Annotated in this window: 13 protein-coding genes and 1 tRNA gene; 5 read left to right on the top strand and 9 right to left on the bottom strand. The window is 63.3% G+C overall.

The genetic code is table 11. The features are described 5' to 3' along the window. A partial coding sequence (gene carB, locus AUR66_RS06790) for a carbamoyl-phosphate synthase large subunit (protein WP_058571717.1) occupies window positions 1-3228 on the bottom strand: 3228 nt, incomplete at its 3' end. A gap of 143 nt (window positions 3229-3371) precedes the next feature. Here carB and AUR66_RS06785 point away from each other — a divergent pair. Next, on the top strand, window positions 3372-4394 hold the full coding sequence (locus AUR66_RS06785) for a S66 family peptidase (protein ID WP_058571716.1): 1023 nt from the start codon (window positions 3372-3374) through the stop codon (window positions 4392-4394). A gap of 40 nt (window positions 4395-4434) precedes the next feature. On the opposite strand, the gene AUR66_RS06780 is transcribed toward AUR66_RS06785, so the two are convergent. From AUR66_RS06780 to AUR66_RS06770, 3 genes are all read right to left on the bottom strand, one after another. After that, window positions 4435-4965, bottom strand: coding sequence for a DUF5815 family protein (locus tag AUR66_RS06780; RefSeq protein WP_058571715.1), 531 nt, complete (start codon window positions 4963-4965; stop codon window positions 4435-4437). Window positions 4966-5052: 87 nt separating this feature from the next. Beyond that, window positions 5053-5304 (bottom strand): hypothetical protein, encoded by a 252-nt coding sequence (locus tag AUR66_RS06775; RefSeq protein ID WP_058571714.1) that lies wholly within the window; start codon window positions 5302-5304, stop codon window positions 5053-5055. 116 nt (window positions 5305-5420) lie between these two features. Next, complete coding sequence (locus AUR66_RS06770) at window positions 5421-5642, bottom strand: hypothetical protein (RefSeq protein WP_058571713.1); 222 nt, start codon at window positions 5640-5642, stop codon at window positions 5421-5423. A gap of 149 nt (window positions 5643-5791) precedes the next feature. Between AUR66_RS06770 and AUR66_RS06765 the strand changes: the two genes are divergently transcribed. Next, on the top strand, window positions 5792-7009 hold the full coding sequence (locus tag AUR66_RS06765; protein ID WP_058571712.1) for a GNAT family N-acetyltransferase: 1218 nt from the start codon (window positions 5792-5794) through the stop codon (window positions 7007-7009). Between the two features lie 72 nt (window positions 7010-7081). Continuing rightward, window positions 7082-8104, top strand: a complete 1023-nt coding sequence (locus tag AUR66_RS06760) for a sodium:calcium antiporter (RefSeq protein ID WP_058571711.1) — start codon at window positions 7082-7084, stop codon at window positions 8102-8104. A gap of 41 nt (window positions 8105-8145) precedes the next feature. Here the strand turns inward: AUR66_RS06760 and yciH are convergent, their stop codons facing one another. The 5 genes from yciH to AUR66_RS06740 form a co-directional block, all read right to left on the bottom strand. Then, window positions 8146-8451, bottom strand: coding sequence for a stress response translation initiation inhibitor YciH (gene yciH, locus AUR66_RS06755; protein ID WP_058571710.1), 306 nt, complete (start codon window positions 8449-8451; stop codon window positions 8146-8148). A 209-nt stretch (window positions 8452-8660) separates the two neighbouring features. Further along, window positions 8661-8789 (bottom strand): hypothetical protein, encoded by a 129-nt coding sequence (locus AUR66_RS23050; protein ID WP_004059773.1) that lies wholly within the window; start codon window positions 8787-8789, stop codon window positions 8661-8663. A gap of 172 nt (window positions 8790-8961) precedes the next feature. Further along, entirely contained in the window at window positions 8962-9150 is a 189-nt protein-coding gene (locus AUR66_RS06750; RefSeq protein WP_058571709.1) for a hypothetical protein, read from the bottom strand. A 315-nt stretch (window positions 9151-9465) separates the two neighbouring features. After that, window positions 9466-9539 (bottom strand) — tRNA-Ile (locus tag AUR66_RS06745). Window positions 9540-9714: 175 nt separating this feature from the next. After that, a complete protein-coding gene (locus tag AUR66_RS06740) occupies window positions 9715-10212 on the bottom strand; it encodes an FxsA family protein (protein ID WP_197409695.1) in 498 nt (165 codons plus the stop codon). Window positions 10213-10343: 131 nt separating this feature from the next. On the opposite strand from AUR66_RS06740, the gene AUR66_RS06735 reads away from it, so the two are divergent. Together AUR66_RS06735 and AUR66_RS06730 are read left to right on the top strand one after the other, a co-directional pair. Next, the gene (locus AUR66_RS06735; RefSeq protein WP_058571707.1) at window positions 10344-11993 is read left to right on the top strand and encodes a DUF255 domain-containing protein; all 1650 of its coding nucleotides are present in this window, start codon (window positions 10344-10346) and stop codon (window positions 11991-11993) included. Between the two features lie 75 nt (window positions 11994-12068). Beyond that, the coding region (locus AUR66_RS06730) for a TrmB family transcriptional regulator (RefSeq protein WP_197409694.1) at window positions 12069-12396 on the top strand (328 nt) is incomplete at its 3' end.

Here is a 12396-nt window from a genome sequence, read left to right as displayed (position 1 = left end):
GATACGCGGGCGCTCGGAGACGGGATGGACGTCGATGTCTTCGTCCGTCGCGGCGCGTGCTTCGAGGGCCGCCTTCGCGGAGGCGAACGTCGAGAAGTACCCGACTTCCTCTTCGACACAGTCGATGAGCGTCTCGCGGTCACGGGAGACGACGAAGTCGACGTCTCCTTCGCGCAGAAGCGTCAGCAGGTCGTCCACGTCGCCGGGCGTGAGCACCTCGTAGTACTCGGCGAACCCGTCGAGGAGTTCCTGACCCTCCTCGCTGTCGGGGGCGGGGAACTCGGAATCGTGGAGGTCCACGAACACCGTCCCGTCGCGCGGGATGGCGTCGTTCGCCGCAATCTGCGCCTTCTCGTACGCCTTGGCGAACGTGGTCGCGGTACCCATGACTTCGCCCGTCGACTTCATCTCTGGGCCGAGACGCGGGTCCGACCCCGGCAGGCGGTCGAACGGGAGGACGACTTCTTTGACCGAGACTTGCTCGGGAATCTGTTCGGTCGCTTCGAGTTCGTCCAGTGTGTTGCCAGCCATGACCTTCGCCGCGAGTTTCGCGATGGGGACGCCCGTCGCCTTCGAGACGAACGGGACCGTGCGCGACGAACGCGGGTTGGCTTCGAGGACGTACACGTCGTTCGAGCCGTCGTCGTTCTGCTTCACGGCGAGTTGGACGTTCATCAGACCGACCGTACCGAGGGCTTTGGCGATGTCTTCTGTGACCTCGCGGACGCGGGCCATCGTCTCGTCGTCCAGCGAGCGTGGCGGAATCATACACGCGGAGTCGCCGGAGTGGACACCGGCAGCCTCGACGTGTTCCATCACACCGCCGATGAGGACGCGTTCACCGTCGGAGACGGCGTCCACGTCGAGTTCGACGCCGTCGGCGAGGAACTCGTCGATGAGGATTGGCTTGTCCGGCGAGACGCGGACCGCTTCCTCGATGTACTCACAGAGTTCCTCGTCGGAGTGGACCACATCCATCGCACGGCCACCGAGGACGTACGACGGGCGGACGAGGACGGGGTAGCCGAGGTCGTTCGCGAGTTCGAGTGCTTCTGCCTCGCTGGTCGCAGACCCACCCTGTGGCTGGAGGATACCGAGGTCGTCCATCAGGCGGTTGAACCGGTCGCGGTCCTCGGCGAGGTCCATCGCGTCGATGGTCGTGCCGAGAATCTCACAGTCCACGCCACGGCGCTTGAGTTCGGTTTCGAGGGGGTGACCGATGTTGACCGAGGTCTGGCCGCCGAACTGGAGCATCACGCCGTCGGCGTCGATTGCCTCGATGACGTCGGCGACTTCCTCGGCCGTGATGGGTTCGAAGAACAGGCCGTCGGAGGTGTCGTAGTCGGTCGAGACCGTCTCGGGGTTGTTGTTGACGACGTGCGCATCGATGCCCATCTCGCGGAGGGCCTGTACCGCGTGGACCGAACAGTAGTCGAACTCGACACCCTGTCCGATGCGAATCGGACCGCCGCCGACCACGACGACGCTCTCCATGTCGCGGTCGACGCGAAGTTCGTTGCCTGCGGATTCGCCCTCGAACGGCCCGCGGAAGAACTCGGGCTTGCGGGCGGAGTAGTAGTACGGCGTCTGTGCGGCGAACTCGCCGGCACAGGTGTCGACCTGTTTGTACGTGCGGCCGGGGACTTGCTGTTCGACGTCGCCGACAGACGTTCCGGTCGCCGTGGCGATGCTGGCGTTCGTGTGGCCGGCGGATGCGGCAGCAGCGAAGTCACCTTCGGACGCCGCTTCGACGGACTCGACGATGCGGCCGAAGCGCTCGACGTACCACTCTTCGATGCCGGTGAGTTCGACCACGTCGTCGACGGTGTAGCCGCGTTCGAACGCCTCGAAGATGGCGTACGGGCGGTCGGGCGTCGGCTTGACGAGGTATTCGGTTTCGAGTTCCTCGTCGGATACCTCGTCCCAATCTGCGGCGGGGTCGTACTCAGAGGAGCGAAGCGCCTTCATCAGGGACTCTTCGAACGTCCGCCCGATGGCCATCGCCTCGCCCGTGGACTTCATGGCCGTCGAGAGTTCGAAGTCCACGTCGGTGAACTTGTCCTTGGGCCAGCGCGGCACCTTCGTGACGACGTAGTCGATTGCGGGTTCGAAGGCGGCGGTGGTCTCGCCGGTAATCTCGTTGGTAATCTCGTGGAGGCGCTTGCCGAGGGCGACTTTCGCCGTCACGCGGGCGATTGGGTAGCCAGTCGCCTTCGAGGCGAGCGCAGAGGAGCGAGAGACGCGCGGGTTCACTTCGACGACGCGGTACTCGCCGCCGGGCGTGCCGTCGTCGTGCCACGCGAACTGGATGTTACAGCCACCCTGGATACCGAGTTCGCGGATGACTTCGAGCGCGGCGTCGCGCATCTCCTGGTGTCCCTCGTCGGGAATGACCTGCGACGGGGTGACGACGGTGGACTCGCCGGTGTGAATCCCCATCGGGTCGATGTTCTCCATGTTGCAGATGATGATACACGAGTCGTCGGCGTCGCGCATCACCTCGTACTCCAGTTCGACCCATCCGGAGATGGACTCCGTGATGAGCACTTCGCTGTTGCGCGAGAGGCGGAGGCCCTTGCGAACGCGACTGACGAGTTCGTCCATCTCGTGGACGACGCCGGACCCGGACCCACCGAGCGTGTACGTCGTCCGGGCGATGACGGGGAGGCCGCCGACTTCGTCGACAGCGTCGTCGACGCGTTCTTCGAGGTCCGCCTCGGTGATGTTCTGGACTTTCTCACCGTCTTCCAGCGAGATGGTGGTCGAGCGCGGGACGGGTTGTCCAATCTTCTCCATGCGCTGGCGGAAGAGGTCGCGGTCTTCCGTCGCGTAGATGGTGTCCAGCGGCGTCCCCATGATGTCCACGTCGAACTCGTCGAGGACACCTTCTTCTGCCAACTCGGCCGTGACGTTCAGCCCCGTCTGGCCGCCCAGTCCGGCGATGACGCCGTCGGGGCGTTCTTTCCGGATAATCTCGGAGATGGCTTCGGTCGTGATGGGTTCGATGTAGACCTTGTCGGCCATCTCGGGGTCGGTCATGATGGTCGCGGGGTTCGAGTTGACGAGGACAACTCGTGCGCCTTCTTCTCGGAGCGCGCGGCAGGCCTGCGCGCCGGAGTAGTCGAATTCCGCCGCCTGTCCAATCTGGATCGGGCCACTTCCGATGAGCAAAATCGTCCGGTCCTCGGTTCCTGTCGGAGTACCGGGTGTCGTGTCCTCGTCGGTCATCGATGCAATCCAATCCGCACATCGTAATAAGTCCGGCGAAAAATTACGAGGTCCGAAACAGGATTGCGAATTTCGAAATAGTTGCCGAGCGACGGTGTACGGCCCGGCGAAGGCTTTTCACGGGGTTGAAACGAGTAGGTGTCATGCCCCGTGTGTTCACGACACCGCCACCGCTCGAACCGGGGAGTCGGGTTGCTATCGTCGCGCCCTCCCGCCCCATCGACGAATCGATGCGAGACAGAGCATGTTCGCGACTTCGAGAGACGTTCGACCTCGACCCAGTCGTCTTCGAGACGGCCCGCAGCGATTGGGAGTGGTTGAAGGACAACCCGCAAGCGCGCGCACAGGACATCATGGACGCGTTCGAGGACTCGACTATCGACGGCGTCGTCGCTGTGACCGGTGGCGACGACCAGATTCGCGTCCTGAAGCACCTCGACCCGGACCGGTTGGCCGCGTCGCCGACGCGGTTCTACGGGTTCAGCGACAACGACAACCTTCGACTCTACCTCTGGAACCACGGCATCGTCAGTTACGGAGCGACCCTCCATCCGACGCTCACCGTCGACCCAGAGATCCACCCCTACGTGGAACGGTACCTCAGACGCGCGTTCTTCGAGCAGTCACTCGGTGTCGTCGACCCCACCGACGAGTGGACAGACGAGTGGTTCGACTTCGACACCGAAGAACCGCGTGAGTGGCACGACAACCCCGGCCGGACGTGGCACGGCGACGAACGCGTGACTGGCCGCCTCTGGGGCGGGAACTTCAGCATCGTCAAGTGGCACCTCCAGACCGACCGCTACCTCCCGTCCGCGGACGAACTGGACGGCACGATACTCGCGCTCGAAACGTCGGAAGACGTTCCTGTCCCTCGTGAGGTGAAATACACCCTCCGCTCGATGGGTGAACGCGGCCTGCTCGAACGCTTCGACGGCCTCCTGATGGGCCGGCCACGAACGTTCTCGCCAGAGTTAGAGTGGGAACCGCCGGAAGACTATGGCGAGCGACTGCGTGAGGAAGTCGTGACGGTTCTCGACGAGTACAATCCCGACGTGACGGCGGTCTTCGACGTGGAATTCGGCCACGCCGACCCGAACGTCCCGCTTCCGCTGGGAGCGACGGCGACGCTGGACCCAACAGAAGCGGCGATTCGGTTCGAGTAGAGGAGGCGGAAGACTGGCCGCCCAGCCGTGTCGTCGTCTTTCAGGCGTACGGTCCAGGGTCGAGGTCACGCTGTGCGCGATACTCCTCGACGAACTCGCTCACGTCGAACTGGAGCATCTTGGACTCGAACTCGGAGATGACGCTGTCGTCGTTGGCGTGACTGACGGCGTGTTCCATGAGTTCGACGACGAGTTCGACGATAATCTCGTGGAGTCTTCGAGAATCGAAATCGGTGACCCAGACGATACCCGCGCCCATCTCGCCGTCGTCGGAGACGTCTTCGGAGACGACTGCCTCGGGGAACTCTTCGAGGACGATGCCCATCAGGTGTGCCGTCCCGAACTCGGGCATGTCCTCGCTCGTGGTCTCGATGGTACTCTGGAGGATTTCGACGAGGAACTCCGGGAGGAAACGGTCCGGTGGGTGCACGTCCATGACGACGGCGTGCGTACCGCCACAGGGACAGTCGAACTCTCGTTTGCCCAAGTCGAGTTCCCGGACGCGCTTTTGTTCGCCGCAGGGCAGGTCCAGTATCGCCCCGCGACCGCCGGGAACGCGCGGTTCAGACATACCCGTGCGTTACGGTTCTCACTGTTTAAACGTCGCGTTCTTGGGAGTGAGGTGGAGAGAAATCGTCGTCAGTTGGTCGGTCGTCGATTATCGGTTGCCCGTCGCGTAGAGGATGGGGCCGACGATGAGCAGCGCGATACCGAGGAACAGGTAGTGCGGCTTAGCCAGCGCCTGCGGCGTCAACAGGAAGATGAGGCCGAAGACGATGGTGTTGATGCCGAGGATTCGACGCGACTTCAGTGGCAGCGCCCCGACCGTCGTCAAGACGAACACGAGCAACAGCGCCTGCCCAATGTTGTAATTGAGCAGGAAGCTGTCGATGAGTTGAAGGGGAAGCATCTCTTGTCTTCTCGGTCGGTTCGAATCGACTATCAAAGTTCCGTTATTCCCGCTCCAGTTGGGCGTCACTCGCCCACGATATTGAGGTGGATAGTCGAGACAGCGACGTGCGGGCGTTATCGGTCCGGCCCAGAGATGTCGAGCGGTCGAATCCAGCCGTACCAGACGACGAATATCATCCCTGCGTACCCGAGGACGAACACGACCATCCCGAGGGTGTTGTACCCTGCCTCACCGAGGAACCGTCGTGCGATACCGGGGATGACGATTCCCAGTGTCACGACGGCCACGAGGAGCAGGTTCCCCCGCTTCAAAAACGAACTCCGCGTCTCGCTCATGGTGACGCGTCGGGGCCGCGACGACGTGAATCACACGGTTCTCGGGACGCCGCGGACGTCGCCTCTCTCGTCGCGCCGCGTCCCGCACCCATCCACCGCCACACCAGATGTCTCCCAACACATATATCGCCAGACGACGGACCGATTTTATGCACCTCCACCCGCTTCCCGAGGACCACCGCGACACCTACCGCGAGTTCCTCAGGTACGCCTTCCGTCCGGAAGACGGCCCCGATTGGGACGACACTCGTCTCCCCGACCCGGACATCTACTTCCCGCGTGGTCTCTACGACACCGAGTCCGGGACACCCACCGATGCGCTCGACGTGTCGGACCTCGTGACGGTCTGTACCTTCTACGACTACGTAGCGCGCGTGCGCGGCGAGTGGCATCCGCTCCCAGGAATCTCCGCCGTCGCCTCACCACCCGAGGCACGTCGGCAGGGCCACATCGCCACGATGCTCGACCAACTCCTCGTCGAGTTCCGCGACTCCGGACGGTATCTCTCGGCGCTCTGGCCGTTCAAGTACGAGTTCTACCGCCGCTTCGGATGGGCGACCACCAACAACTACGCGCGCACGTCGGTCCCGCCGGAAGAACTCACGGCAGTGAGTCCAGAGGCGAGTGGTGAATTCGTCCGCCTCGACGCCGACGACTGGCCTCGACTGGACGCGGTGTACACCGAATCTGCCACCGAAGACCTCGCACTCGACCGAACCGAAGGCTGGTGGCGACACCGTGTCTTCCGAAGTTGGGACCAAGACCCGTACGTGTACGGGTGGGAACGTGACGGTGACCTGCGAGGGTACGTCGTCTACCGCGTGAAAGGCGACTGGGACTCGCGGACGATGCACGTCGACGAACTCGCCGGCGTCGACGACGAGGGGAGACGGCACCTCCTGCGGTTCCTCCGTGACCACGACTCACAGGTGGACGAGGTAGTCGTCGAGCGAGCACACGAGCGGACACGCCTCATCGACGACTTGACCGACCCACGAGCGGCGACAGTCGAAATCAAGCCCGGCCCGATGGTTCGCATCGTCGACGTTCCGGCGGCGCTCGAAGCGGTGTCGTTCTCGACAGACGCAGACGGTGAGTTCGTGCTCGACGTGACCGACGACCGGTGTCCGTGGAACGACGAGACGTTCCGCGTCGTCGTGTCCGACAGCGACGCGTCGGTCGAACCGACGAGCGAAGACCCGGGTGTGACAGCCGAAATCGGGGCACTCTCGCAACTACTCGTCGGGTCTCGGCCGGTGGACGAACTGGCACGAACCGAGTACCTCACCGTCGACGACTCGACTGTCGGTGCTGTCCTCCGCGACGTGTTCACCGAGCGCGACGTGTACCTCCGAGAAGGATTCTGAGGGCGCCCCCCACCTTCTGGTTCTGCTTTTCTGTCCGACGTGTTTTTTGTCACCAGCACACGAGAGTCAGGTGTGGCATCGGTTCCAGTCCTCGTACTCTTCGCCGTCGTCGGTGCGGCCCTCGCGTGGAAGGGTGGCGACTACCTCGTGCAGGCCTCAGACCGACTCGGCGCGTACTACGGCCTGCCGGCCATCGTACAAGGGGCTATCATCGCCGCGGTCGGGTCCAGTTTTCCGGAGTTGTCGAGCATCGTCATCGCTACCCTGCGCTACGGCGCGTTCGACATCGGTATCGGTGCCGTCGTCGGGTCGGCAGTGTTCAACATCCTCGTGATTCCAGCAGTGTCCGCACTCGCCGGCAAGGGCCAACGACTCGCGTCGAACCGTGACCTCGTGTACAAGGAAGCGCAGTTCTACCTCCTCTCGCTGGCCGTCCTCGTGCTCACGTTCTCGCTCGCCGTCATCTACCAGCCATTTGGCAGTCCGGCCAGTCTCGAAGGATTCGTCACCCGTCCACTCGCGCTCATCCCACTCGCACTGTACGGCCTGTACCTCTTCATGCAGTATCACGACACGCTGGACCACCGCGCGACGCTCACTGCGAGTGTCACTGACGTCGACCCGCGGCGGCAGTGGGTCGTCCTCGTCGTCTCACTCGGCATCATCCTCGTCGGGGCCGAACTGCTCGTCCGGTCGGCAGTCGGGTTCGGTGAGGTGTTCGGCACGTCGCCGTTCCTCTGGGGGTTGACCGTCGTGGCGGCGGGGACGAGTCTTCCGGACACGTTCGTCAGTGTGACTGCCGCCCGACAGGGCAACGCGGCGATGAGTCTCGCGAACGTCTTTGGGAGCAACGTCTTCGCCTTGCTCGTCGCCCTCCCTATCGGAATCCTCGTCGCGGGTGGGACCGTCGTCGCCTTCGCCGAAGTGGTCCCGATGATGAGTTTTCTGACGGGTGCCTCCATCGTCTTCTTCGCCGTCCTCCGAACCGAGATGGCACTGACCCGCGGTGAGGCGTACGTCCTGCTCGCAACCTACGGGCTCTTCCTCGTGTGGTTACTCGCCGAGAGTCTCGGCATCACCGCGTACGTCGGATGACGGGGTCGGTGCGGTGCGACGCCGGGGGCCGTGCGCAACCCTCACGCGACCTGATAGCCGAGTTCGTCGAGGATGACTCGTGCGCGTTCGACGTGGTTCCCCTGTAGTTCTATCTCGTCGTCGAGGACAGTCCCACCACAGGCCAGTCGACGCTTGAGTTCCGACGCGAGCGCTTTCATCTCGGCACGGTCCATCTCGAACCCGGAGACGACGGTCATCGGTTTGCCGTACCGACGAGTGTCTCTCCGAATCGAGAGCACCTGACCGACCTTCGAGAGGTCGTCGTCGATGCCGAGTTCGTCGGGTAGGCCGCTGATAGCCGAGAAGTCTTTGGTCTCTTTTGCCACAGGTTCTCGGAGGCGTTCTGTGGATAAGTGGGTATCTGCAGTCGGGCGACACTCGAACGACTCGCGCTCGGTAGACGCCGCTGGGTGCCCGGTTGTACCTCGTGCCGCCGCTCTCGGGGATAAATGAACTCGTCGCGAAAAGGGCGTACCGCGACGAGAGGGGTTGATGATGACCGCAAGAGCGGCCGGGTTGAGTGTCTCGGACCTGTTTAGTCGCCAGGCGTGTTGCCGCGCTGGTAGCGACCGACCATCTTCCACATCGCCGCGTCGAGGTCATCGCCGTCGGCAGCGGACTGGAGCTGGCGGTACAGGTGTTCGGAGACGTCGATGGTTGGCATCACCATCACATATGTCGTGTACGACTTTAATACTACTGGAATACAGAATCGAGTAAATTTATCCGTCGATGGTCGCTCAGGTTCACAAAATCGTGCGACCGCTCCGACGTGGTACCCAACTGGATGTGAAATAGTGGCAGACTCACACCGGAGACGACCTGATTGAATCGTTTCAGTTCGTCTGTCTGGCCGGTGGTGCGCTATCGTGACTCTTCAACGCCAGTTCACCCACTTCCAGTGGGTCCACGGGCGTATCGTGTTCGTCGTCCATGTGTTCCATCACGAGGACGCCGACGTCCTCGCGGGAGGCCGCAGTGGTGGTGAACTCACATCCGTAGAGACAGGAGAGTTTGAAGACCATGTTGGTTGGTAGCACATTGTGGTCGCATAAATAGGTTACCCCTGTTCGGCACGTTCGAACACAAATTCTATCGTTGCTTACCCGTCCGGTCGAAAAGTTGGGCTCAGAGAGCACTGAATTCTAACTATGTGCTGAAATTCCTCGCATATGTCTACACCGCCCCTTCTGTGCACTGGGAGATGGTTCTCTGAGAACGAGTGAGTCGGCGTGATGCGACAGACGACGCTCTGTCGGTCGTTGTGGACTGCAGAAGTTGGGTGGCCGGGGAGTGTAAGCCCCAAACTCCCATCGGCGACGAATCGTTGCCGATTGGAGTGGGCCAACGCGGATTTGAACCGCGGGCCTCCCGGTTATCAGCCGAGCGCTCAACCTGACTGAGCTATTGGCCCAGGTAAGCGCATTCACTCGTTGTGCGCTGTTGATTTTAAGACTTTCTTTTCGAGACAGCGTTGGTCCGTGTTAGTGAATGTCGCCGTCGTCGGCCGATTCTAGAGACATCGATGGACGAGTCCTCCCCAGTGCAGTCGCTCGAGCGGAGCGTGAGCCGAAAGAGACAGAGAAGCGTTACTCCGAGTCTTGGCCGCCGAATCGGTACGAGTCCGGGTCGGCGTCGTAGACGCCGTCGCCACTGGCCTCGTCCTGTGGGAACCCGGCGGTCCACACGTCGCCGGTGACGAACCCGCCGGCCTGCTTGTCGAGGTACGGTTTGACGACGACGCGCTTGAGCACCTCGCGGATAGGATACCGCGTCACGGGGATGGCGATGAGAAAGCCAATCGTGTCGGTGACGAGGCCCGGCGTGAGGAGGAACGCGCCTGCCGCGATGAGGAGGCCGCCGTCCATCAGTTCGTTCGTCGGCAGGTCGCCACGAGCGAACTTCGTCTGGAGGTTTCGGAGGGTGTGTCGCCCTTCTGCGCGGACGAGCAGCATACCGACTAACCCGGTCAGGACCACCAGCGCGACGGTGGGCACGAGGTCGATGTACTGCGCGACGACCACGAGCAACAACGCGTCAGAGAGGGGGATGAGGAGCAAGAGCGCGAGAAGCGTGCGCGTTCGCATGGTCGTCTCTACCGGGTCACGGCCCATAGCCCTTTTGTCCCCGGTCGGTTCCGAAGAGAACACGACGACGGCGCCGTCCCGTGCCACGTGGCCTCGAAGCCCTTACCCGCATCCACTGCGCATGACTGGACATGACCGACGAGACGCGCGTCGAATGGCGACCGTGGGGTCCCGACGCGTTCGCCGAAGCAGAGGCGACAGCGAAACCGATCCTCCTGTCGCTGACGGCGACGTGGTGCGAGGACTGTCACGAGATGGACGCCGAGACGTACGCGGAACCGCGTATCGCCGCGAACCTCAACGATGGGTTCGTCCCGATTCGTGTGAACGTCGACCGCCACCCACGCATCCGCGAGCGGTACAACATGGGCGGGTTCCCCTCGACGGTGTTCCTCGCGCCGGACGGCCGACCCATCACAGGCGCGACGTTCATCGGACCCGACGGGATGCGACAGGTCATCGACCGAGTCCGCGAAGTCTGGGAGAAGAAGGGTGCCGACGCCGGGCGACTCCCGCGGGCACTCGCGGGTGACCTGCCCCCGGCAGGTGAAGTCTCCCCTCAAATCGAAGCGCACCTCGCCGGGCAACTCGAGGTCACCTTCGACGAGGCACACGCCGGGTGGGGCGACGCCGCCAAGTTCCCACTGCCCCGGACCGTGGAGTTCGCACTCAAGCGAGACAGACAGCGAGCACTCCGGACGCTCGACGCGATTCGTGACGGCCTGTTCGACCCCGTCGAAGGCGGGTTCTTCCGGTACGCCGACGACGCTGCGTGGACGAAACCGAACCGAGAGAAGACGCTCGAATCGAACGCCGCACTCCTTCGTGCGTTCGCCAACGGCTATCGCTACACCGGCGAAGACGCCTACCGCGACCCGGCAGTCGAGACAGCGTCGTTCCTCGTCGACTCGCTGTGGACCGGGACTGGATTCGGCGGGAGCATGGGTCCTGCCGCTGGGACCGACTACTACCTCCTCGGTGCAGAAGGACGCGAGAACTCGCCCGGACCGCGGACCGACCTCACGGTGTACGCCGGCGGCAACGCCCTCGCAGTGGATGCACTGTTGGTCCTCGCGGGGCTCACCGACGACGAACGTGCCCGTGAGTTCGCAGAGCGCGCACTCCACCGCGTCGGCGAAGACCTCGTAGACGACGGCGTCGTCACGCACTTCCACTCGGGCGGTGCTGTCGGCGAATCCCTGCTCCTCGAAGACCACGCGCGCGTCGTCGCCGCCGCCTGTCGCGCCCGACAAGTTCTCGGTGACGATTCGGTCGCGGGCGACCCGTTCCTCGACTTTGCGACCGACGTCGCCGACGCCGCCATCGACGAACTCTTCGAAGATGGGTCGTTCGTCGACGGCCCAGCGACGGGCGAGGGACTCCTCTCGTCGCCGCTGCGCCCCATCGACGGCAGCGTCGAGATGGCCAACGCACTGCTCGACCTCGCGGTCCTCACGGGAACCGAGGGCTATCGGGACGTCGCCGAAGAGACCATCGGTGCCTTCGCCGGGGCGTGGGACCGCATCGGCGTCCAGGTCGCCGAGTACGGAACTGTCGCAGCGCGACTCCTCCGCGACCCACTCGTCGTGGAAATCGGCGGCGACGTCGGTTCCGACCTCCATCGTGCTGCACTCCGCGTCGCCGACCACGAGGCAGTCGTCGTCCCCGAGGCCGACATCGACGCAGACACCGCTGTCGTCAGGTCGGGTGCAGTCACACACGAAGCAACCACTCCCGACGAGTTGATGGAGGCAGTCTCTTCAGTCACATCGGACGCCTGAGTCGCGTCCCCCACCAACTGCCACGTGGTGTAAACATCCGGTTTGTTTATAACGAAGAAACGAGACAGACGATGCATGGCTAGTCTTCGAGATCTCGGATTATCTGAGTACGAAGCGCGGGCGTACCGCGCACTTCTGCGAACGGGGGCGACGACAGCGAAAGAGTTGTCGCGAGCGAGCGACGTGCCGATGGGGCGCATCTACGACGTGCTGAACAGTCTCGAACAGTACCACCTCATCCGGAGTCAGGCGGCGAGTCGGCCGAAGAAGTACGTCGCCGTCGAACCCGACATGGCGCTGGACCGCCTCCTCGAGAGCAAGCGACAGGAGTTAGACGAGAAGGCCCAGCAGTACGAGGCCGTCGTCGACGAACTGAACGACGAACTCGACGCCGCAGAACCGG

Origin of the sequence: Haloferax profundi (genome assembly GCF_001469865.1) — an archaeon.
Taxonomy (GTDB): domain Archaea; phylum Halobacteriota; class Halobacteria; order Halobacteriales; family Haloferacaceae; genus Haloferax; species Haloferax profundi.
Note: the sequence above shows the minus strand (reverse complement) of the source record. Positions and strands in the feature narration are given on the sequence as shown.

What these genes read in the sequence shown, in the direction of transcription:
- AUR66_RS06770 (WP_058571713.1), bottom strand. Translation starts at nt 5,642, where the DNA reads ATGAGCGAGACGCGGAGTTCGTTTTTGAAGCGGGGGAACCTGCTCCTC.
- AUR66_RS23050 (WP_004059773.1), bottom strand. Translation starts at nt 8,789, where the DNA reads ATGCCAACCATCGACGTCTCCGAACACCTGTACCGCCAGCTCCAGTCC.
- AUR66_RS06750 (WP_058571709.1), bottom strand. Translation starts at nt 9,150, where the DNA reads ATGGTCTTCAAACTCTCCTGTCTCTACGGATGTGAGTTCACCACCACT.
- AUR66_RS06765 (WP_058571712.1), top strand. Translation starts at nt 5,792, where the DNA reads ATGCACCTCCACCCGCTTCCCGAGGACCACCGCGACACCTACCGCGAG.
- AUR66_RS06785 (WP_058571716.1), top strand. Translation starts at nt 3,372, where the DNA reads ATGCCCCGTGTGTTCACGACACCGCCACCGCTCGAACCGGGGAGTCGG.
- AUR66_RS06780 (WP_058571715.1), bottom strand. Translation starts at nt 4,965, where the DNA reads ATGTCTGAACCGCGCGTTCCCGGCGGTCGCGGGGCGATACTGGACCTG.
- AUR66_RS06775 (WP_058571714.1), bottom strand. Translation starts at nt 5,304, where the DNA reads ATGCTTCCCCTTCAACTCATCGACAGCTTCCTGCTCAATTACAACATT.
- AUR66_RS06735 (WP_058571707.1), top strand. Translation starts at nt 10,344, where the DNA reads ATGACCGACGAGACGCGCGTCGAATGGCGACCGTGGGGTCCCGACGCG.
- AUR66_RS06740 (WP_197409695.1), bottom strand. Translation starts at nt 10,212, where the DNA reads ATGCGAACGCGCACGCTTCTCGCGCTCTTGCTCCTCATCCCCCTCTCT.